This is a genomic window from Ensifer sp. D2-11 (assembly GCF_054161295.1).
This window is the reverse complement of record NZ_CP096434.1, coordinates 543088-564474: the sequence shown is the minus strand read 5'-3', so window position 1 is coordinate 564474 and position 21387 is coordinate 543088. Positions and strand designations below refer to the sequence as shown.

At 61.2% G+C, this 21387-nt stretch carries 21 protein-coding genes; 13 read left to right on the top strand and 8 right to left on the bottom strand.

The features are described 5' to 3' along the window. Position 1 precedes the first annotated feature (1 nt). Both M1D34_RS19835 and M1D34_RS19830 read left to right on the top strand, forming a co-directional pair. Complete coding sequence (locus tag M1D34_RS19835) at positions 2–1039, top strand: sensor histidine kinase (protein ID WP_498783857.1); 1038 nt, start codon at positions 2–4, stop codon at positions 1037–1039. A gap of 12 nt (positions 1040–1051) precedes the next feature. Beyond that, positions 1052–1441: a response regulator gene (locus M1D34_RS19830; RefSeq protein WP_498783855.1), complete on the top strand. Its 390-nt coding sequence runs from the start codon at positions 1052–1054 to the stop codon at positions 1439–1441. A 114-nt stretch (positions 1442–1555) separates the two neighbouring features. Here the strand turns inward: M1D34_RS19830 and M1D34_RS19825 are convergent, their stop codons facing one another. Then, positions 1556–1774 (bottom strand): hypothetical protein, encoded by a 219-nt coding sequence (locus M1D34_RS19825; protein ID WP_498783853.1) that lies wholly within the window; start codon positions 1772–1774, stop codon positions 1556–1558. 503 nt (positions 1775–2277) lie between these two features. On the opposite strand from M1D34_RS19825, the gene M1D34_RS19820 reads away from it, so the two are divergent. From M1D34_RS19820 to M1D34_RS19810, 3 genes are all read left to right on the top strand, one after another. Continuing rightward, positions 2278–2817 (top strand): hypothetical protein, encoded by a 540-nt coding sequence (locus M1D34_RS19820; protein WP_498783851.1) that lies wholly within the window; start codon positions 2278–2280, stop codon positions 2815–2817. Positions 2818–2879: 62 nt separating this feature from the next. Then, entirely contained in the window at positions 2880–3257 is a 378-nt protein-coding gene (locus M1D34_RS19815; RefSeq protein ID WP_498783849.1) for a hypothetical protein, read from the top strand. Positions 3258–3268: 11 nt separating this feature from the next. Beyond that, entirely contained in the window at positions 3269–3718 is a 450-nt protein-coding gene (locus tag M1D34_RS19810; RefSeq protein WP_498783847.1) for a hypothetical protein, read from the top strand. 233 nt (positions 3719–3951) lie between these two features. Here the strand turns inward: M1D34_RS19810 and M1D34_RS19805 are convergent, their stop codons facing one another. Then, entirely contained in the window at positions 3952–5766 is a 1815-nt protein-coding gene (locus M1D34_RS19805) for an ABC transporter ATP-binding protein (protein ID WP_498783845.1), read from the bottom strand. Positions 5767–6298: 532 nt separating this feature from the next. Between M1D34_RS19805 and galE the strand changes: the two genes are divergently transcribed. Further along, a complete protein-coding gene (gene galE, locus M1D34_RS19800; RefSeq protein ID WP_498783841.1) occupies positions 6299–7285 on the top strand; it encodes a UDP-glucose 4-epimerase GalE in 987 nt (328 codons plus the stop codon). A gap of 85 nt (positions 7286–7370) precedes the next feature. On the opposite strand, the gene exoZ is transcribed toward galE, so the two are convergent. From exoZ to exoY, 4 genes are read right to left on the bottom strand one after another with little or no spacing between them, the layout of a single operon-like run. Then, positions 7371–8378 (bottom strand): exopolysaccharide production protein ExoZ, encoded by a 1008-nt coding sequence (exoZ, locus tag M1D34_RS19795; RefSeq protein WP_498783839.1) that lies wholly within the window; start codon positions 8376–8378, stop codon positions 7371–7373. Continuing rightward, complete coding sequence (locus M1D34_RS19790) at positions 8375–9682, bottom strand: O-antigen ligase family protein (protein WP_498783838.1); 1308 nt, start codon at positions 9680–9682, stop codon at positions 8375–8377. The genes exoZ and M1D34_RS19790 overlap by 4 nt, the downstream gene beginning before the upstream one ends. Positions 9683–9689: 7 nt before the next feature. Then, entirely contained in the window at positions 9690–10955 is a 1266-nt protein-coding gene (gene exoF, locus M1D34_RS19785; protein ID WP_033050558.1) for an exopolysaccharide production protein ExoF, read from the bottom strand. A 53-nt stretch (positions 10956–11008) separates the two neighbouring features. Further along, positions 11009–11689, bottom strand: a complete 681-nt coding sequence (gene exoY / locus M1D34_RS19780) for an exopolysaccharide production protein ExoY (RefSeq protein ID WP_027991769.1) — start codon at positions 11687–11689, stop codon at positions 11009–11011. Between the two features lie 770 nt (positions 11690–12459). Here exoY and exoX point away from each other — a divergent pair. Both exoX and exoU read left to right on the top strand, forming a co-directional pair. Then, positions 12460–12756 (top strand): exopolysaccharide production repressor ExoX, encoded by a 297-nt coding sequence (exoX, locus tag M1D34_RS19775; RefSeq protein ID WP_014527105.1) that lies wholly within the window; start codon positions 12460–12462, stop codon positions 12754–12756. A 136-nt stretch (positions 12757–12892) separates the two neighbouring features. After that, positions 12893–13921: a succinoglycan biosynthesis glycosyltransferase ExoU gene (exoU, locus tag M1D34_RS19770; protein ID WP_498783835.1), complete on the top strand. Its 1029-nt coding sequence runs from the start codon at positions 12893–12895 to the stop codon at positions 13919–13921. Here the strand turns inward: exoU and exoV are convergent. Further along, positions 13912–14862 carry a succinoglycan biosynthesis protein ExoV gene (exoV, locus tag M1D34_RS19765; RefSeq protein ID WP_028004064.1) on the bottom strand — a complete coding sequence of 317 codons (951 nt, stop codon included), beginning with the start codon at positions 14860–14862 and terminating at the stop codon, positions 13912–13914. The genes exoU and exoV overlap by 10 nt on opposite strands. Positions 14863–14975: 113 nt before the next feature. Next, positions 14976–15935 (bottom strand): succinoglycan biosynthesis glycosyltransferase ExoW, encoded by a 960-nt coding sequence (gene exoW, locus M1D34_RS19760; RefSeq protein WP_498783833.1) that lies wholly within the window; start codon positions 15933–15935, stop codon positions 14976–14978. 124 nt (positions 15936–16059) lie between these two features. Here exoW and exoT point away from each other — a divergent pair, with 124 nt between their 5' ends. The 5 genes from exoT to exoK all read left to right on the top strand — a co-directional run bounded on the left by exoT (position 16060) and on the right by exoK (position 21314). After that, entirely contained in the window at positions 16060–17544 is a 1485-nt protein-coding gene (gene exoT, locus M1D34_RS19755; protein ID WP_498783831.1) for a succinoglycan biosynthesis transport protein ExoT, read from the top strand. Between the two features lie 377 nt (positions 17545–17921). Continuing rightward, on the top strand, positions 17922–18497 hold the full coding sequence (gene exoI / locus M1D34_RS19750) for a succinoglycan biosynthesis protein ExoI (RefSeq protein WP_010975913.1): 576 nt from the start codon (positions 17922–17924) through the stop codon (positions 18495–18497). 19 nt (positions 18498–18516) lie between these two features. Then, positions 18517–18774, top strand: coding sequence for a hypothetical protein (locus M1D34_RS19745; RefSeq protein WP_010975914.1), 258 nt, complete (start codon positions 18517–18519; stop codon positions 18772–18774). A gap of 612 nt (positions 18775–19386) precedes the next feature. After that, positions 19387–20499 (top strand): succinoglycan biosynthesis protein ExoH, encoded by a 1113-nt coding sequence (gene exoH, locus M1D34_RS19740; protein ID WP_498784316.1) that lies wholly within the window; start codon positions 19387–19389, stop codon positions 20497–20499. 5 nt (positions 20500–20504) lie between these two features. Continuing rightward, positions 20505–21314 carry an endo-1,3-1,4-beta-glycanase ExoK gene (gene exoK, locus M1D34_RS19735; RefSeq protein WP_127658146.1) on the top strand — a complete coding sequence of 270 codons (810 nt, stop codon included), beginning with the start codon at positions 20505–20507 and terminating at the stop codon, positions 21312–21314. The last annotated feature ends 73 nt before the right edge of the window (positions 21315–21387 follow it).

Sequence of the window (21387 nt, the reverse complement as noted above, 5' to 3'; positions counted from 1 at the left end):
CGTGGATGGAAATGACAGCCCTCTCGACTGGGTGTTGGCGATGGCGCCTTATCGGCGCGACGCCGAGCATTTGGAAACGCTCCTGGCCCAAAATGGCGTGGCCGTCAGGCGGGCGGAGGGCGTGGAAGAGCTGACGGCGCTGTTGGAGCAAGGCCCAGGCGTTCTTGTCGCGACCCACGAGGCGCTCAATCCGGAGGTACTGGAGGTTATCCGCCGCCATCTGATCGACCAGCCTGAATGGTCCGAGATGCCCCTCGTTATCCTACTGGACCGCGCCGCGCCTCAAGCCCGCGTCCGCGCCGAGCTGTCGGCAGCCTGGCCCCGCTCACGCCAGCTCTATTACCAGCGTCCTGTCACGACTTTGGAATTGCTGAGCGGTATCCAGTCGATTCTGCTGGCGCGGCTGCGTCAACGCGACATACGCGACCGCATCGAGCGCGAGATCGAACTCCGACGCGAGCTCAATCATCGGGTAAAGAACATCCTGGCCAGCATTTCCTCCATCTTCCAGATGACCCGGCGGCGCGCTGTTTCACTCGATGAGTTCGCCGACGATTTCGCGGGCCGGCTCGCGGCGCTTGCCAACGTACATTCGGCGGTCTTTCAGGCGGACGGTGAAGCGGTCGAATTCTCCAGCGTCGTTGAACTGACCCTCAGTCCGTATCGCGCAAAGGGCACGGATCGCCTTGTCTTCACAGGTCCAACGGTCCTGCTGCGCCCGGATGCCGCGACTACGCTCGCGCTTTGCCTCCATGAGTTGGCGACCAACGCGCTTAAATACGGCGCCCTCTCCCAGCCGGAGGGCCGGATCAGCCTGCAATGGTCCGTTTCGCAAGACGACGACGTGCTGACCCTTGAATGGATCGAGAGCGGAGGCCCGCCAGTGTCGGAGCCGACGAGGAGCGGATATGGAACGAGGTACATCCGCTCGGCGTTGAACAGTCTGTTTGGCACGCCGCCGATCATCCTGTTTCATCCACAGGGATTGCGTTGCACCCTATCGGGCCCGCTTCCGCGCGTGCCGCTTAGGGAGGCATAGGAGGTTGGGCGCATGGAATCTTCCGCGTCGCCGTTGCGGATATTCTATCTTGAAGACAATCCGCTGATCGTCTTTCACATTGAGGCGATGATCGAGGATCTGGGGTATGTCTTTGCAGGCTCCGCCAGCAGCTTCGCCGACCTGGTTGGCAGGATAGAGACGATCGACGCCGACGGGGTGCTGGTGGATATCGATCTGGCCGACGGTCGCACCGGCCCGGCTGCCGCAAAGTGGCTTCGCCAACGCGGCATCCCGAGCATCTTCGTCACCGGCCAGGAAGCGATTGCCGCCGAGTACCCACACACAGCGCTCGCAACGATCGGCAAACCGGTATCGGTTGCCGAACTCGCCGAGAAACTGGAGCTGTTCCGGTGCTCCAAATCCGCCAGCCAGACGACCTAAAAGTAGCTGAGAGGGGGATGAGGAAAAAGTTTGTGGGGTTTTCCGCCGCCTTCCGCTCTTATGTATTGGAATTGTTCATGATTTAAGGTCGACCCGACCTAGAATCATCGTGATCTAGTGCTGGGTGGCCATTGCCTCCAGTTCATGCCGTTTTAGTTCGTCGATCGCTTCAAGTGCTTCCTCGGCTGACCAGCCTGCAGACACCGCAGCCTCCAGCAACTTGGCCTCCGCCTCCTGCTCGAGTCTCATGTACAAAGGCTCCAATGCCTCTTGGATCGTTAGAATGTGGTCATCCGGAGCAACGACATGGACGGATGAAGTTGAGGGCGACATGGCACAAACCTTCCTCTTTCACACGGACGTGTTCCGACAAAACTCCAAGAGTGGCCGTCTGTTCCACCGGATTCATACTTCGGGAATAGATGAATTCGCGTCGCTCGATAGGCGCCGCACTGGCTCTTCCATGCTCATTCCGCATTTTCTGCAGATCCAATCACCGGTCACGCGACCATGACTGACGGCGACACGCTGGAAATCGGCGCCGCCGTGCACTGCTGCAGCGGCGATTGCCCCCCTCCAGGGCAAGCACCATCAGTTTGTTGAGAAGTGTTCCGCGAAAAACCAAGCGTGCAAAACGAATAACACGCCAGCCGCGTTCCATTCGCAATCGCCGCTCGGACCTATGCACGCGCCGAATGGACCAAGGTCCGATCGGCTTCCAGACTATGCGCCGGCGTCCCTTCGGTCCGAAGTCCCAGCCCGGAACACGTCATGCTGGTTTGGGTTGGTAGGCAGGTTGCAGCCTCAAGGACATCAACGTCAGGAAAGGAACTCCAATGCGGTATTTTATCAGGACGGCCCTCGCGGCAGGCCTTCTCGCGGGCACCACGCTGGGCGCGTTCGCGCAATCTAGCACAACGATCGGCACCGGCGGCACCAGCGCCGGCGGCGGCACCTCAAGCAGCACCGTCGGAACGGGCGGAAGCTCGGCTGGCAGCGGTTGCGATCCGAACACCAGCGATTGCCAGTCCGGCTCTGCATCGACACTGGGAACGGGCGGATCTTCGGCCGGCGGCGGTACGTCAAGCAGCTCCGTGGGAACGGGCGGATCAGCCGCCGGCTCGGGTAGCGCCGGCTCCGCTTCGACCCTTGGCACTGGCGGCTCTTCCGCAGGCGGCGGAAGCTCCAGCAGCTCCGTTGGAACCGGTGGTTCAGCCGCTGGATCGGGTGGCGGAACATCGGATGAGACCACCGGCAGTGTCCAAGGCGATGAAAACAGCGCCCGCGACGCCGCCCAGGATGATGAGAGCAATAAGAATTGTCCTCCTGGCCTCGCCAAAAAGGATGGCTCCAAGGGCAACAGGCCGTCCTGCTGACGTTAATCGGCTGGCTTCGGAGCACCCTTCCGAAGCCAGCGTTTCCATAAGGAGGAGGCCCGATGACCTCCAGTTCATATTTTCTCCCGGTTGTCGCGGCACTGTTCGCGGCTGCTATGGCCGCCCCTGACCATGCCGCGTCGAAAGAGGTCAAACTTGACGACGGTTCGACCTGCATGGTCATCGAACAAGAACAGTCGGAAGGAGGCGGCGTTTCGTCGTCAGTCACAGCCGGGTCCGGCAGCGTATCCTCGTCGACGACGGTTGGCGGCGGCACGACAGCGAGCGGTGGGTCTGCCAGCAGCAGTTCCTCATCCTCGGTGACGAGCGGATCCTCGGGCGGAGATAGCTTTGCGACCGCGAGCGTGACCCGCCCCGACGGCACGACCATTACGCGCCGGTCGGATGGAACCTGCGCAACCATCAAGCCGAAGAAATGAAAGGAGCTGTCATGCTTCGAAGAACGATACTTGCATCTTTCGTCGTCGTGTCGGCAACGGCTGCCTTCGTACCAGTGCACGCTCAGGACTGCGATGCGGCCGGGACTGTCGGATCTGGCGGAAGTGCTACGGCCGGTGGCACCTCGGCCAGCACGATCGGAACGGCGGGCACGTGCAGAACCGATGACGGAACGACGTCGTCGATTGGCGTGGGCGGAAGCGCAGCAACCTCGGAAGGAAAGGCAAAGAGCCAGACGAAGATAAACGAGAATCCCTCGCAATTGCAGGGGCGATCAAAGGCTCAGGCCATGGATAAAGGAACGTTCAGCAAGTCACAGACGAAGACCAGGGTTACGGACGACGGGCTGCAGAGCCAGACGAAGACCATGTCCCATGTTCCGGGCGAGAAGCCGATCAAGAGCAGGACGAAAACGTTGCTTCCCTTGCCGCAGCAAGAGTAACTGCATCCTGAAGCCCACAGAGAGGAACCTTACTAGGCAAGTGCCCCGGCGGACCGCCGAGCGAAACTTGCGCGCGATCATTTTTGGCCTGGCATTTGGCACGTCGTCGCTGGCGCAAGACCTTTAACCTATTGAAATTGCTGCGGCGTATCGGCCAAACCCTGTGAACCGGCCGGTCGATCGCTGCATCTTTGCTCGCAGCGGTCGACCGGCCCTTGGCCGGGCTCGCGACCTCATCCCTCGCTGAGGATGAGGCCCTTCGTCAGTTCCAGCGCCTGTCTTTCGAAGAGACTGCGATAGATGCCGCCCTTGACGCGGATGAGCGCCCCGTGGTCGCCTTCTTCCGCAATGCGGCCGCGATCGAAGACCAGCAGGCGGTCCAGCGCACGCACGGTCGAAAGCCGGTGTGCGACCACAAGCGTGGTGCGCCCCGTCATCAGCCGCTCCATCGCCTGCTGGATCAGCACCTCGGACTCCGAATCGAGGCTCGACGTCGCCTCGTCCAGGATGAGGATGGGTGCATCCGCCAGAAAGGCGCGGGCAATCGCCACCCGCTGGCGCTCGCCGCCGGAGAGCTTCACGCCACGTTCGCCGACCAGCGTCCCATAGCCCTTCGGCAAGGCGGCGATGAAGTCATGCGCGCTCGCAAGCCTTGCCGCCTCCTCGACGTCGCGTTGCGTCGCTCCCGGCCGTGCATAGGCGATATTCTCGGCAAGCGAGCGGTGAAACAGGACCGGCTCCTGCTGCACGATGGCGATCTGCTGGCGCAGCGACGCCTGGGTGAAGTCGGCGATATTCTGCCCGTCGATGCGGATCTCGCCGGCATTCAAATCATGGAGACGCTGGATCAGCTTGATAAACGTCGTCTTGCCGGAACCGGAATGCCCGACGAGACCGACACGCTCGCCGGCCGCGATGTTGACCGAGAATCCCTCGTAGAGAGGCGCGCGATGGGCTCCATAGTGGAAAGTCACATCGCGGAACTCGATCTCGCCCTCGGTGATGCGGATGGGCTTTGCCCCCGGCCGGTCCTCGACGCCGAGCGGCTGGCCGTGAATGGCGACGAGCTCCTCCATGTCGTTGATCGAGCGCTGCAGGTTGCGGATATGCATGCCCACCTCCCGCAGATAGCCCTGCAGGATGAAGAACGAGGTGAGCACGAAGGTTATGTCGCCTGCGGTCGCCTGCCCTCTCGCCCACAGCAGGAGAGCAAAGCCGATCACGGCCGCGCGCAGGACGAGCAGCATTGCGCCCTGCGCCGTACCGTTGAGCGTGCCGCGCGACCAGGTGCGACGCGTCCGGTTCTCCCATTTGCGGAGAACCCTGGCGAGGCGCGCGTCTTCGCGGCCTTCCGCACCGAAAGCCTTGACGACCGTGTTGCAGCTGACCGCATCGGCGAGCGCGCCGCCGAGCCGCGTGTCCCAGCTGTTGGCAAGGCTCGCCATCGGCGCCACATAGCCGAGCGACAGGGAAACGGTAACTGCGATGAAGGCGATCGAGCCGAGACCGACGATAACCCCCATCATCGGCCAGTACCAGGCCATCAGCGCCGTGGAACCCACCAGCATCACGATAGAAGGGAAAAGCGCGACGAGGAGCGTATCGTTCAAGAGATCGAGCGCCCACATTCCGCGCGTCACCTTGCGGACCGTCGAACCGGCAAAGCTGTTGGCATGCCAGTCACTGGAGAACCGCTGGATGTGATGAAATGCATCCGCGGCGATGTCCGATATCATCTTCAGCGTGAGGCTGACGATGCCCATGAAGGTCACATGCCTGAGGATGATGGCACCGAACGACAGGGCCATCAACATCATGAAGGCCGCCATCGCGGCATTCCAGGCGACCTCGTCGCTCGCCGCACCTGAAATCACCGCGTCGACCAGCCGGCCGGAGTAGAGTGGCGTAAGCACATCGGCAAGCGTCGAAAGCAGCACAGCGAACAGAAGAGCCGCAAGCCGCACCGGCTGCTTCTGCCAATGGGCCCAGGAGAATCGAAAAACGCTGCGGAAGGCGCGATTGCGCGCCGTGAAACGAGTAAATGCCATAGGTGTTGCCCGGTGACGAGCGCACCGGCCTCAATATTTGGAAAGCATGAAAATGCCGTTGGGGAAAGGGTCAGAACGGCATCAGCGGATCGCCGGCTTCTAAGAAGAAGCGGTAGGGCGATGACAATTCCTGCCTGCTGCGAAGAAGCGCGAACGCCTGCGTCACAGGGTCAGGATCGTGGATCCGCCCCGTAGGGAGAAGAAAATGCCTGCATCGTAACCTCCCTGATCTGATTGCCGGAGGACCGCTTATAGTTGAGGAGGCCCCGCACGCCAAGCGCCAATATTGTATCTTCCTGCAGGAAGAGCCGGCGTGCTGCAAGTTTGCAACAGTTTGCCGGATCACGCCGCTTCATGCGCGGATGGCATGTGGCATCCAGGATTGATCGTCGGTTCATTCCGCGTTTCCCGCCGCGAAGCTGTTGAAAATGCCGCGATTTTGCAGAACTTTCATAATGTGTTGGAAATTTCGCCGCTATTCATTGCAAAGCCTGCCCTGTCGAATTTCAGAAATCATCCTCAGAGGTTGCCCGTGCAGAACAACAACATTCTCGTGGTCGGCGGCGCCGGCTATATCGGCTCGCATACCTGCCTTCAGCTTGCGGCAAAGGGTTACCAACCCGTCGTTTACGACAACCTCTCCAACGGCCACGAGGAATTCGTCAAATGGGGCGTTCTCGAAAAGGGCGACATCCGTGACAGGCAGCGTCTTGACGAGGTTCTTGCGCGGCACAAGCCGCGGGCGATCCTGCACTTCGCGGCCATGATCGAGGTCGGCGAGTCGGTCAAGGACCCGGCCGCCTTCTATGACAACAACGTCATCGGCACGCTGACCCTCTTGTCTGCGGCGCTTGCCGCGGGCATCGACGCCTTCGTCTTTTCATCGACGTGCGCGACCTACGGACTGCCCGACAGCGTACCGATGGACGAGAGCCATAAGCAGGCGCCGATCAATCCCTATGGCCGCACCAAGTGGATCTGCGAGCAGGCACTGAAGGACTACGGTCTCTACAGGGGCCTGCGCTCGGTCATCCTGCGCTACTTCAATGCCGCGGGTGCCGACTTCGAGGGCCGCATCGGCGAGTGGCATGAGCCGGAAACCCATGCGATCCCACTCGCGATCGATGCTGCACTTGGGCGGCGCGAGGGTTTCAAGGTCTTCGGGACCGACTACGACACGCGCGACGGAACGTGCGTGCGGGACTATATCCACGTCCTCGATCTGGCGGATGCCCATGTGCGCGCGGTCGACTATCTTTTGGAGGGCGGCGAGAGCGTCGCGCTCAATCTCGGGACCGGCACCGGTACCACGGTGAAGGAGCTGCTGGACGCGATCGAAAAAGTGGCCAAGCGACCGTTCAACATCGGTTACGCCGAGCGGCGCCAAGGCGATTCGACCACACTTGTCGCCAACAATGACAGGGCGCGTCAGGTTCTCGGCTGGGAGCCGCAATACGATCTCGCAGCGATTACCGAATCGGCCTGGAACTGGCACTCGCGCAGAAATCAGGGCGGCTGACTTTCCCGACCAGCGACCATGGCTGTCGGAACGATGGGCAGCCCGGTCTTCTTTCCAAACCGTTCAGACTTTTCCTGGAGGCGCTCTATTCGGCCGCTCGGCCTGCCAGGTCTGCCGTGACCGGCCGGGCGCGGCCGCGCCGCAGCAGCGGGCGCTCGAGCATCATGTAAGCCGCGATGCCTATGAGCGTTCCCAAAAGGACCGCCGCAAACATCGTTGCAGGCGCGCCGAGACCGATCGCAAGGCCCAACTTGGCCACGACCGAAATCGCAAAAGTGTGCCAGAGATAGATCGAATAGGAGGCGTCGCCGAGTAGCCCCGGCAGCGACAGCGCCCGCACGCAGCCGTTCGCCTCCAGAGAGAGCACGCCGATGACGAGCAGCACCGCCAGCGGCCCGGTCGTCAGTTCGTCGAATGGGAGACCGAGCACACCGATGAGAGCGAAGCCGCCGAGCGAGCAGGCGAACAGCGCGGAACCGGCGGCGAGCGGCGGTACCCTGCCCTTCAGCCAGAACTCGCCGATGATCATGCCGGCGACGAATTCCAGAATGACCGGTCGCGTATAGGTCAGCATCACTGCATTGTCGAAGGCGACCACGTGGCCCGCGATCACCAACGCAAGGAACAGCCCTGTGACGACTGGCAGCCGCCAGTTGCGCGGCATGAACAGCGAGCCGGCGAAGACCGCGTAGAAGAGCATCTCGAAATTGAGCGTCCAGCCCTGCACGAGCACAGGCCAAATCTCTCCGCTGCTCGGCGAGCGCGCGGGCACGAAGAACAGCGATGCCAGCACATGTTCCAGTGTCAGCACCAGATTGGGGAACAGACCCGCCAGTGCCCCCACGACCATCACGGCGGTGGCGAGCCAATAGACCGGCACGATGCGACGGGCACGATCGGCGATGAATTCCACGGGTGTCACGGACCGGCGGTCGCTGATGACCCACATGATGAAGCCGCTGATGACGAAGAACACATCGACGCCGGCGGCTCCGATCGTGAAATGATGGCCGGTCTTTTCCGCCGCATGAAAAAGCACGACGGCGATTGCCGCCGCCGCGCGAAGATATTGAATGCCGTAGATCGTCTTCAACGGCTGTCTCCCGGCCGCGGCACCATCGGGCCGAAAGACCGCCCGTAGGAGGCCTGATGGAATCCTGCCGGCCAGAGCAACGTCGCTGCCCGCCGGCGACGCGGGATCGTCAGTTTGCCGGCCGTGAAGTACAGGAGGAAGGATCCGACGTGATAGGGAGTGAGAATATCGATCTCGACGAAGGCACGCACGAAGAGCAGCGCGCCGACACCGAAGAGTACCATCGACTCCGGATCGCGATCCTCCGAAAGCAGGCGCTTCAACTGTCCGAAGAATGCTATGACCAGCACCATGGTCAACAGCATTAGGCCGATCAAGCCCGTCTCGACGACCGCTTCGATGAAGGTGTTGTGGAAATGGAACCCGGCGCGCGAACCGATATAGAACTCCTCCCATAGCCGCTCGGCCTCGGAGAAACCCTGCACCCAATAGGCCTGATAGCCGACGCCGAAGAGTGGCGACGCCTTCGCCGCCTCGATGCCCTGCTGCCAGAGATAGGTGCGCCCGGTGAGCGTCGAATCCTTGCCGAAGGCGCCGAGGATCAGATCGACGCCGCCGGCATAGATCATCGCGACGGCGGCAACGCCGCCGAACACCGATGCGGCAATGAAGAGGAGCTTCCTGCTCGCGGGACGCAAGGCGGTGATCGCCCGCATCCCGAGGCAGAGGCCGATGACGGCCGCGGTCGTCAACACGGAGGTCGCCGATTGCGACGTCAGCAGGCAATAGGCGGCAAGCAATCCGGCAACCCCTGCCGCGCCCATCCACAGCCCCTTTTCCCCGAGCACAAACACGGCCGCGAAGGCGAAATAGATGCCGAGCGAGGCGTAGAAGCCCAACTGGTTCTTCGACGCGAAGGCTCCAACGAAGCTGTAGGTACCGTCCAGCGGATCGTAATGATAGGTTCCGAAGAGCAGCGAATAGAGGAGCACGATTGCCGCGCCCGCAATCATGCCGCGCGTCAGCGTGCGGATGTCGATCGTGCGCATTGCGATGAGCGCGCAGACGACATGGCTCAGATATTGTATTCCGGTGCGCAGCGACAAGGACGGGGCCGCCGACCAGAAGATCGTAATGCAGGCGAAGATGGTGAAGGCGAATATCCAGAGATAGCTGGCGTAGTTGCCGAGAACCTTGCGGTAGTCCACGAGGACGAGCGGCAGCCACAGGCCATAATAGGCGAGGATAGAAACCTGTCCGAAGCGCGCCGAATAGGCGAAGACGAAGAGCGACAAGGCCAGGGCGAAGATGCCGTAGACTTCATTCGCTCCAGGTCTGACAAGGCTCGCCTTGGATATCCTCATGCCTGCCTCACCGCATTGCCAGTGCAGTATTCACCTTGATGACATCGCCGGGCAGCACGGGTGTGTTCTCGTCGGCGGCGATCTCGGTCGGCTTGCCGTCCTTGTCGCGAATGATCGAATAGGTGATCTCGGCCGCCTGCTCTTCGAGCTGGGCCGCATCCGCCGACTGCAGCAGCGCCTCGGTCATGAGATCCCGACTGGTGCCGAGCTTCAACGTCAGCGTGTCCAGCTCGGCTTCGGTGTTCTGCAGTTCCTGAGCAAGCTGAGCATCCCAGTCGTTGCGGAGGTTCGTTTCGTCCTGCGCCGCCTTGCTCGCATCCTGCTTTGCCTTGAGGGATGCGGTGTCGATGTCCAGCAGCGACGCCTGAACGTCCGCGACCCGCTGCTCGAGGGACAGTTTGCGCTGGCTGAGCGCCAGCCCTTTTTCGGCAAGGCTGTCGACCTTGTCGCGATCCTCGGTGGCAAGCTCGAGCTGGCGGGCCTGCGTTTCGGCTTTCTTTGCGAGCGCTTCTATCTCGCTTTGAAGAAGGGATCTCAGATCGGCGAGCGCATCGAGCTGACGCTTCTGGCGCTTGTCACGCGATACCATAAGCGCGGTCTCGCTGGCGAGCAGCTTGTCGGCGTCCGGAACGTTCTTGAGCTCCTCGGGCATGGGGATTGTGTCGCGCTTGCCGATTTCGGCCAGCAGTCGCGCGCGGCGAATGAGCAGGCGGCTGCGTTCCGCAACCTGCACCGCGGATTCCCCGCTGGCATTGATGTAGTCGCGCGCGAATCGCTGGCCGTTATCCGCCCGCCGCAGCCCTCCCCCGAGACTGACGGCCTTCAATACCGTCAAATTGGGAGCATAGGGGTATTCTCCGGGCGTCTGCACCTCGCCGGAGAGATAGACCGGACGATATTGCGCCATCTCCACCGACGCGGAGGGGCGATCCCTGAGGCCGAAAAGCTTCTGCATCTTGACGCCGATCTCTTCGGCGACCTCCGACGTCGTCTTGCCGGAGGCAGGCAAATCGCCGACGAAGGGCAGGGAAAGATTGCCGGACGGACCCACCGTATAGTCGCCGCTGACGGCCGACCAGTCGCGGACCGCCCCCTCGGCGGTTTGCCACTCGGCCACGCGAACCCGGAGCTTGTCCATAACGCCGAGCCGGTACTCATCGGCCCGCGCCAGCGACGCCCCTGAGGCTGCGAGTGCAGCAAGGAGCGCCAGGCGGGTAAAACAGGAAGCCATGCGGGAACGAGCGGATTTCCCTGAGCGTCTATTCGATTGCATTTTTGGATATTTCCGTTGCTCGACGTTGCCCGGGCCGGGCCGGCGCCGAGATTTCAGTAGCTGCCGCGGGAGAGGCAGACGGCAGGGATCGTCTTGAAGACAATGACAAGGTCGGCGAAAAGCGACCAGTTCTGGACATATTGCGTGTCGAAAGCGACGCGCGTGGCGTAGGAGACGTCGTTGCGGCCGCTGATCTGCCAGAGCCCCGTCAGTCCGGGACGCGACCGCAGATAGAAGACGGCTGCCGAATCATAGAGTTCGAGTTCGTCTTCGACCACCGGACGGGGGCCGACGACGCTCATTTCACCGCGAATGATGTTGAGGAGCTGCGGCAACTCGTCGAGGCTGAGCTTACGCAGGACTGCCCCGACAACGGTCACGCGCGGATCGTTCTGAAGCTTGCGGGTCGTACGCCATTCTTCATAGGCGTCCGGATTGATCCTGAAAAACTCTTCGAGGACCTGGTCGCCCTTTTCCATCATCGTACGGAATTTCAGGCACTTGAAGGATTGGCCGTTGTGACCGATTCGGCGATGCCCATAAAAGACACTGCCGCCGTCCGAGAACTTGACGAGGGCCATGATGAGCAAAAAGAGCGGGCTGAAGAGAAGGAGGGCCACGGAGGCGGCAAGAATGTCGAAACTGCGTTTTGCCATACCCCCGATCGGTCGGACTGCCCCGGTTTCCTCGGGGATAAAAAACGGCGAACTGGCCGAGCGAGTCGCGGACTTCATAGAGGTGACTCCATTTACGTTGGCGATTGTCGGTCCCGTGGGACGCGGGCTCATCTAACGTGAGTGTATGGTCAGAATTTGTTTTTTGAAGGCGGAATGATGGCAGCCCTCCGTTGCCCTTCCCGCAGACGGTTGGAGCCGGCGAAAGTCGCGAAATATTACGAAGAGTTAATTTCGGAGAGCGCAAATCAGGGCTAGGATAGTTCCCCGCGGCATCGCAAACCGGAAACATCGTCGGGGACTAGTTATTTCGGATTATAAAGTATTGTTAATAGACGCATCATTCTGCACTGGCGGGCAGCGGACCCGCTGGCGCACGAAATTGACGCGCGGCAACTTTCCGCGGCGGTTTTTGCATTGCAACATTTTGTTGCGGCGCACAGTTGCTCGGGCTACCGGCTCAAACACGTGTAACAAAAGTTGATTGGGAAAAAGGGCCGGCACACGCCCCTAGAGGCAGAACCCGAGGCAGCTTTCCGAAAGCCCGGGCAATTTTAGGGGCACTGCAGCCGTGTTCCCTGTGCACCCATTCTAGGCGGTAAACTGCCCCGGAAATGGGGAACTTATCCGCGATCACACCCGTTTGAATTGTGCGAATTGAGTCGAATGCTTAAAGACGGCGGAAAGATTTCCGACTTATGCTCCGCTGCAACAAAGTAGCGTTTCCTGGTTGAAGAGAAAAGCGGGCGCTAATATAGTGGCTAAGCAGGAGGAGAGGGCACCAACTCTTATGAGGTTCCCAGTCGCAGACCCGAAGGTAGGTTAGCGCCATGTTCGCACCGCGTGTTTTTCTGAGCATGATCGGCGCTTTGGCGGCTTTTGCCGTTGCAACTTATTACCTCAATGGATCGCTCGCCTCGACGGCGATCCAGACCCTGATCTGCGCGGTCCTCATTCAGGTCGGCTACTTCATCGCCGTCCTGTTCCTCGTATGGAAAGAGGCGCGCGAGCGCCGCAGGCTTTCTTCACAGAAGCAGTTCGTGACGGCCGAGGCCGCCAACGATGAGAAGCAGCCGGGGAAGGTCTCGCTGCGAAGACTGAACCGGCCTCATCATCTCAATTCCTGAGCGGCTTGCGCCGCTCTCCTTCGCACTTGCAAAAAAAAATTTTCGCCTGACGCGTTTGCGACATGATCGCACGGCATGGTTCCGGCAACTTCGCGCCCTTGAGGCGCGACAGCCGATAACTCGCTGGAGGCCTCACATGACCGCAGCCGCGCCGACGGACGTCTGCATCATCATTGCCGCGAAGAATGCCGCCGACACCATAGCGCGCGCGGTCGCTTCGGCGCTTGCCGAACCGGAGACGGCAGAAGTCGTCGTCATCGATGACGGCTCGACCGATGACAGCGCTTCGGTCGCACGCGCTGCGGATGACGGAACGGGGCGGCTGAAAGTCGTTCGCTTCGAAGAAAACCGCGGCCCCGCGGCCGCACGCAATCATGCGATTGCGATCTCGCATTCTCCGCTTATCGGCGTGCTCGACGCGGATGATTTCTTCTTTCCGGGACGCCTGGGCCAATTGCTTTCGCAGGACGGCTGGGACTTCATCGCCGACAACATCGCCTTCATCGATGCCGCGCAGGCGGCAACCGCGCATGGCAGGATCGACCGATTCGCCCCTAGCCCCCGGCTCATCGATCTCGTCGGCTTCGTCGAAGGAAACATCTCGCGGCGCGGCGTGCGGCGCGGCGAAATAGGCTTTCTGAAGCCGCTGATGCGGCGCACCTTCCTCGACCAGCATGGGCTGCGCTACAACGAGACGCTGCGCCTCGGCGAAGATTACGATCTATACGCTCGCGCGCTCGCCAATGGCGCACGCTACAAGATCATCCGCAGTTGCGGCTATGCCGCCGTCGTCCGCGGCAACTCGCTGAGCGGCAGTCACCGGACGATCGACCTCAAGCGTCTCTATGAGGCAGATCGTGCAATTCTCGCAGGGAGCCGACTGAGCAGCGACGCCGAAGCGGCGGTCCGCCGGCACGAGCGCCACATTCGCGACCGCTACGAACTACGGCATTTTCTCGATCTCAAGAACCAGCAGGGCTTCGGGCGTGCAATCGGATACGCCCTGACCCACCCGGCGGCACTGCCGGCGATCATCGGCGGGATCCTTGCGGACAAGACCGAACGTTTTCGTCCGTCCGGTTCGCCGGCGCCCCTCGCTCTCGGTGGAAAGGGCGACGTGCGCTATCTGCTCGAGACTCTTGCCGTGGATCAGCCTCAAAAATAGTCCCGGCGTATGCCGTCGAGCACCGTGCGGAAACGCTCCTTGCGCTCTGCCAGCGCACTGTCCTTGCTCAATTGCGGCGCCGCCCGGCTTGCCTGCCACAGCGCCAGCGTCGCCGGCGCGGCGAGCGCTCGCTTGGCGGCAGCGCGCAATGAAGTCTGGCGTGGTTCACGCTCGGCGACCGCCAGGTCTCCGTCGATCTGCCGGCGGTTCGGGTCCTCCGGCTGCGGTTCCTTCGCCTGGAAATCCATGCCCCAGAAACGGGCACCCTTGATCATGGCCTCCGCCCGCGTCGACACCGGCACCCGCCGGGGGCGGTAGGTGACGCCGAGGGTCTGGGCCCAGTCGTTCCACTTGAAGCTGTTGATACTGTGCGACGTGCTGACCGCGGTCCAGGGAACGCGGAACGCGTCGGCTAAGATGGCGCCGTGCATGGATTCGGCGACGATAAGCTCCGACTGGCCGATCTTTCGGATGACGTCCTTGGCCTCGCCACGCGGGTCGATATAGTTGAGCCCGACCGCGTCGCAGATCGCGGGCCACAATCCGGCGATCGCCGATTCCCAGTGGGGTACGAAGCTCCGCTTATATATCTTTCGAAGGTCTTGAAACTCCGGAAGGTCGGCGACCATCACCGCAGGATCGATGATACCGAGCTCGGGAGCCACGCCGACCTTCGCAGCCGTCAGCGGGCCGCGGACCGAGCGGATATCCCACTCCTTAGGGTCGCTCATGTCGGGAAGCGTGCCGTAGCCGAAACCGCTGCCAATGACGAGCTTATGCGTAGCCTCGGGCAGCAGAGCGCGGTTCAAGACCGTTCCGACCCCCACGAGCAGCGTCTCGGGGTGGACCTCGCGAAAACCGGGCAGCAGGAAATCCCAAAGCCACAGGTTGAGGTCGTCACCGAAATTTCCGTGCTGGGATTCCCAATAATACGGCTTCATGACCGTCTCCGTTTGCATTGTGAGGCGACCTGACATGCGCCGCGGCGATTGTCGTCGCTTGATTTCGGGTGTTGTCAGCGCAAGCAGCGCGTGTCCGATCGGGCCGAGGGAGGTTAGCGGGATAGTTTTCCAACCGCCAACTCGGCGGCGCTGCCGATCAATCGCGGGTCTCGCCAGAGCCAGCGGGCAAGAAGATCGAACTGCGGCAGTTTCCTGCGCTTTATCCGGCGTGCCTGGCTCCATAGCGCCTGCCGCCGCGCGGTATGCTTGTAGGATCGGATCGCCTCCATCGCCTTCGGCCGGTTACGATATCGGCCTTCGAGCGTGTCGAGTGCAACCCAGGTATTGAACTGCTGCTTCAGGAACTGAGGCGAGTCGTTATCGATCGAATGAAAGATGTTGAGCCCTTCGCCACGCACCGCGCCCGCTGCATCGCAAAGCACCACGCGCTTGGATGCGAGCACGCAGTCGCAGAAGAAGAGCACATCCTCGGCCGCAAGCTTGAGCGTGGCCTCGAAACGTACCTTTTCGAAGAGCTTGCGCCCGATCACCATGCAGGACATGTGGAGAAAGCTCCAGTTCTTCAGCATGACGTCCTGAAGTTCGGGGAGCTCGACGACGAGCGGGCTTTCCGAGAGGCGCGTGACCGTCTCGCTCTTTTCGAGATCCGCGACCCCGAAATGATAGTAGAAGGCGTCGCCGCCCGTGATCGAGGCCCAATAGCAATCGGCGTCGAAACGCGTCATGCTTTGGTAGGCGTTCAGGAGATGATCCGGCGTCCAGACGTCGTCGGAATCGAGGAAAGCGACGAAGTCGCTGTCGGCAGGAACATTATCGAGACCGGTATTGCGCGCACCACCCGGCCCGCCGTTAGGTTGGCGGATGACGGTGATGCGCTCTCTTTCTTCCTGAGCGAGCCCGGCAAGCTCGTCCGCTATCGGATAGGGGGATTCGTCGTCGATCACGAGAACGTGGAAATCCTCGAGCGTCTGAGCAAAAACGGATGCCAGAGCGCGCCGGAGAATTCCGGGTTGCTTCTGGTAGTACGGAATGACAACTGTGAGCTTCGCCATCTTTTCGCCCCTGCGGTTTCTCTAAAAAGAGTCTGCGTGGTCTCCTCCCACCGGGTCGCGGCCGTATATCTAGAGTTTGTCCTTTGCATTCCTCCTTCAAAGGACTTTCACGGAATCCTCGCCAATGACCCCAACCGTTAACGCAAAAACCGTAACGCGCAACGTCGGCTGGAGCGTTCTTTCCAAGACAGGGACATTCGGGCTTAAATTTGTCACGGTGCCGATTCTGGCCCGCATTCTGTCTCCCGAGGAATTCGGCGCCGTCGCGGTTGCGCTCACCGTGGTGCAGTTCCTCGCCATGATCGGCGGCGCCGGCCTCACCTCCGCACTCGTCATCCAGCAGGATGAGGAGATGGAAACCGTGCACTCGGTTTTCTGGGCAAACCTCGCCATCGCGCTCGTGATGGCGCTCGGACTGTTCGTTTTTGCCAAGCCCCTGGCCACGCTGCTCGGCGCGCCGGAGGCTGCCTACCTGCTAAGGATCATGAGTCTGCTGATCCCGCTGCAGCTCGGCGGCGACGTTGCCTATTCGCTGCTTGTCCGGAGGATGAATTTCCGCAAGGATGCCGTCTGGAGCATGATCTCCGAATCACTCGGTGCCGTTATTGCCGTTCTTCTGGCGCTGCTCGGTTTCGGCATATGGTCGCTGCTCGCTCAGCTTTTCGTCTCCGCGCTGGTGCGCCTGTCCGGCCTCTATGCCGTTTCCCGTTACGCACCGCGCTTCGTATTCTCGCTGCAACGCGTTCTGGCGCTCAGCCGCTTCAGTTTCGGCATGATGGGCTCCGAGATCGCGAACTTCATCACCTTCCAGTCCCCGATGGTGGTGATATCCCGCTATCTCGGGCTGTCCGACGCAGGCGCCTATTCGGCGGCGAACCGGTTCGCGAGCATCCCGAACCAGGTCGTCCTCTCCGCCGTCATGGGGGTGCTGTTCCCAACCTTCGGCCAGATGATGCATGATCGCGAGCGGCGTTCACAGGCGCTGATGCTCAGCACTCAGGTGACCACCGTCCTGCTGGCGCCGATGATGTTCGGCCTCTGGGCACTTGCCGAGCCGGCGATGCTCGTACTTTTCGGGAGCCAGTGGGCCTATGCCTGGCCGGTCCTCGGACTTCTCGCACTATCGAAAGGCATTCTCACCCCCTGCAGCACGTTCATCCCCTATCTCAAGGGGGTCGGCCAGGGAGCCGTCCTGTTCTGGTGGGCGCTGATTCGCGCGGTTGCGACAACAGGCGCGGTCGCCTACGGTGCCATCGACGGCTCGCTGGTCGAGGCGATGATCTGGCTGTGCATCGTCAATGCCGTAACGCTTGTCGGATACTCCTGGGTGGTGTTCCGTGCCGACAGCACGCCCTTCCTCAAGGGTTTGTTCATATCCAGCCGGCCGATGATCGCGGCGCTGCTGATGGCGCTCGTCGTCCGTTTCCTGCTCGAGTATTTCGGCGCACATGTGCCGAACGCCGTCTTGCAATTGATCGCCGGAACGGCCATCGGCAGCGTGATCTACACGGTTCTGATCCTTCTGACGGAGCGATCGCTGTTGCGGAGGCTCCTGGACATGGCGCGAGCACGCAAGCCGAGAGCCGCTCCCGCGGGAGCCGCCGAGTAGCCAGACGAGCCCGACTGCGGAAGAAAAAGTGACGGGTCAACCCGCCCTTTTGTTGCCGCCAGGGCGCGGCCGCGGGAACGGTTTGCGGCACGCCGCGTTACCGTTCGACGGCAACAACATGGATGTTCGAGATGAAAGGCATTATCCTTTGGTTGATGGGCGTTCCCCTCATCGTCATTATCCTGCTCTATATGTTCGTCTTTTGACCCCGCGGCATCGCGAATCATTCCGCCTGACGAGCAACAGTCGCGCGAATACACGTGATCAGTCACGCCGATATGCACGCCGCGGTGGCATTCACCCATAGTTTTGAAGGATGTGAATGGCGCCCACCTGGGTTAGCCTGTTCGGGTGTTTCGGCTGAACGGGGATGGGGAATGACCCGCATCAAAAGCGCTGTAGCTGCCGGCGGCAGGCGAGCGCCGCACTCGGCACGACTGGGCTCTGCCAGCACGCGGACCATCGGCGCCGTTCTGGCCGCGCTTCTCATGACCCATGACGCCGGGGCCGCAGAGCCGATCATCGGTCAAGCCTCGGTGATCGACGGCGATACTATTGAAATCGCGGGCGAACGCGTCCAACTTAACAGTGTGGACGCGCCGGAAGAGTGGCAGGTCTGCCTCGATGAAAGAGGAGCAGATTATCGGTGCGGCAAGGAATCGGCCTCGGCCCTGGATGCATTCTTGTCGGCATCCCGTCCGACTCGCTGCGAATTTGCCGGCCGCGATCGTTATGGCCGCTTCGTCGGAACGTGTTTCCGGGCCGATGGCAAGGACGTGAACCGCTGGCTGATCGAGTCCGGCAATGCAGTCGATCGCGACACGGACAACAAAGGCCTCTATGCATCGGCGCAGCAAACTGCCAAATCGAACGGTGCTGGAATCTGGCGCGCACAGCCCGAGCATGCCTGCGCGGCGCGCGTCGGCCGGGTCAACCGAAAGCCGAGTTGTTGAAGGCTGCAAACGAGAGCCAATGATCTTAGAATTCTGGATCCTGTGCGCCATTGTTACCGCCGTCGTTGCGGCGGTCAGAGGCGGTCATAGTCTGCTGTGGCTGCTGATCGGCTGCCTTCTTGGGCCGATCGGTATTCTGGCGGCGATCTTCGTGCCCTCGCTCAAATCGAAGGACCCTTCGGTGGCGGCGAAACGCCAGAGCGAGATCGACGAGCTGGCGAAGCCGCTTCGCGAAGGCGACACCAAGACCGTCTCCGCAAAGCCAAAGGATCGCTGAATCACGATAATTTAAGGTCGGACCGTGCGCCCTTGGAACGGCCTATGGCCTGGCTCTGCCGAACCTCTGCTCCGCCCGTCATCTCTGTGCTTGTCACAGAGCTCCAGCAGCGCCGCGTCTGCGGCGCGGAAGAGGTCTCTCAGCCCAAGGACTTGGCCTGACTGGATCCCTCTGATGAGGAAATCAAACAAGCCGCCGGATATCCCGAATCTCAACGGGCCACAGCTCCCGATATGCGCCCCAACCTTGCCGCATTTCGCCCGGAGCTTGCCTCAATCGCGGTCCATCCTCCAAGAAAACGCGCCCAACTTTAAAAATTCACAGTTGCGTCGTTCAACCGGCGATTGCCCCAAAATATTGCGGGGCGCAATTTCTGCAACATGCCGCGAAACCGGGATTTTTCAGGAAAGCGGACCCCTTCCCGCGGCCGTCGGTTTTTGCGGGAGCTCGCGGTTTAGGTGCACTGCAGCATGATTCTGTTCGCTTTTCTGCTGCAACGCCATATTTTTTCTTCGGGAGTGCCCTAGTTTCTCTTCCTGCGGGCTGAGGTCTGCTCTGTTGAAACGGCTGCCGCGAGGCGCTGCCCGATAGGGAGTGACTGATATCGTGAGTATGGACGCGAATGTCTCGGCGCGCATCAACCTGATGCGTATTCTGCTGATCTCCGGCATCGTATTCGTGCACGTCCCGTACAATCCGCAGTGGAGTCCCTTTCTGGGCAACTACGGCATGTTGGACTGGCTTCGCGTCTTTCTCGGCGAAAGCCTGTTCCGCATCGGTGTGCCCTGCCTCAGCGCGATCTCCGGCTATCTTCTCTTTCGCAGAGGCCTTGCCGATTTCGACTATTGGAAGACGCTGAAGACCAAGGCGCGGACCGTTCTCCTGCCGTTCCTTATCTGGAGCGGCTCCTTCTTTGTGGTCGTCTACGCCATTCAGCGCCAGGGCCTCGGCTTCGGCTATCTGCCCGACACGATCAATGCGACCCCGCGCCAGTGGCTGAGCATGGCCTTCGCGGTCGAGGCAACACCCGTCAACCTGCCCCTATATTTCCTGCGCGACCTCATGCTCTGTATCCTGCTGTCGCCGCTTCTGGCATTGCTGGTGAGCCGTTATCCGCGCGTGACGCTCCTTGCACTGCTCGCCTATGCGATCCTGCCGCTGCCAAACGGGATCTTTCTCAAGAAGTCGATCCTGTTCGGCTTCTCGGCTGGAATCTATGCCAGCCTGCATGGCGTGAACATCAAAATGCTCGATCGCTTCGCGGCACCGATCGCGGCTGGGTTCCTCGCGATCGCAGTCGTGATCGCCGTCGGCCTCTATTACACCGGCCCGGATTTCCCGCTTTGGCTCGACATGGCACTTCGCCTGACGTCGATTGCGGGCATCATCGGCTCCTGGGCGATCTCGGAGCTGCTCGTGCGCACGCGCTTCGGTGAAAAATTGGGTCGCGGGAGTGGACTGAGCTTCTGGATCTTCTGCGGCCACTATCCGCTGCTCGTGTTGTTCTGGATGATCTGGAACCGCACCGGGCTCAGCTATTATCCGCTCTTCTATTTCACCGCGCCGTTCATCGCCATTGCGATCCTCGTCGCGTCCCACAATCTCGTACGGCGCTTGTCGCCGGACCTGCTCGCAGTGCTTACCGGCAGCCGAGCAGGTGCGAAACGAATGGCCACGCAGCCGCCGCAAGGCGCGCAGGCAGGCTATTCGCCCCAGCAAAGGTAACGACAATGACAATCGATCGCTACAGACGCTTTGCCCGTCTCGCTTTCATCGCAACGCTCCCTCTCGCCGGCCTCGCGACCGCGGCGGCCGCCCAGGAAGGCGCCAACGGCAAGTCCTTCAAGGACGATTTCGACACCCTCGACACCCGCGTCTGGTTCGTCTCGGACGGATGGAACAATGGCGGGCATCAGAATTGCACCTGGTCGAAGAAGCAGGTGAAGACCGTCGATGGCATTCTGGAGCTGACCTTCGAGGAGAAGAAGGTAAAGGAGCGCAACTTCGCCTGCGGCGAAATCCAGACGCGCAAGCGCTTCGGCTACGGCACCTACGAGGCGCGGATAAAGGCGGCCGACGGTTCCGGCCTGAACTCGGCCTTCTTCACCTATATCGGCCCCGCCGACAAGAAGCCGCATGACGAGATCGATTTCGAGGTTCTCGGAAAGAACACCGCGAAGGTCCAGATCAACCAGTATGTATCGGCAACGGGCGGCAACGAATTTCTCGCCGACGTTCCGGGCGGCGCCAACCAGGGTTTCAACGATTACGCATTCGTCTGGGAAAAGAACCGCATCCGGTACTACGTCAACGGCGAACTGGTTCACGAAGTGACCGATCCGGCGAAGATCCCGGTAAACGCCCAGAAGATCTTCTTCAGCCTCTGGGGTACGGACACGCTCACCGACTGGATGGGCACCTTCTCCTACAAGGAGCCGACAAAGCTCCAGGTCGATCGAGTCGCCTTCACGGCTGCCGGCGACGAATGCCAGTTCGCCGAGTCGGTCGCCTGCCAGCTGGAGCGGGCGCAATCCGAGTGAATGGCCGGTAACTGTGTAATTTATCCATTTTGTTGCAGTGCACAAAGAATTGAACTAAGCTCGGCCCCGGGCT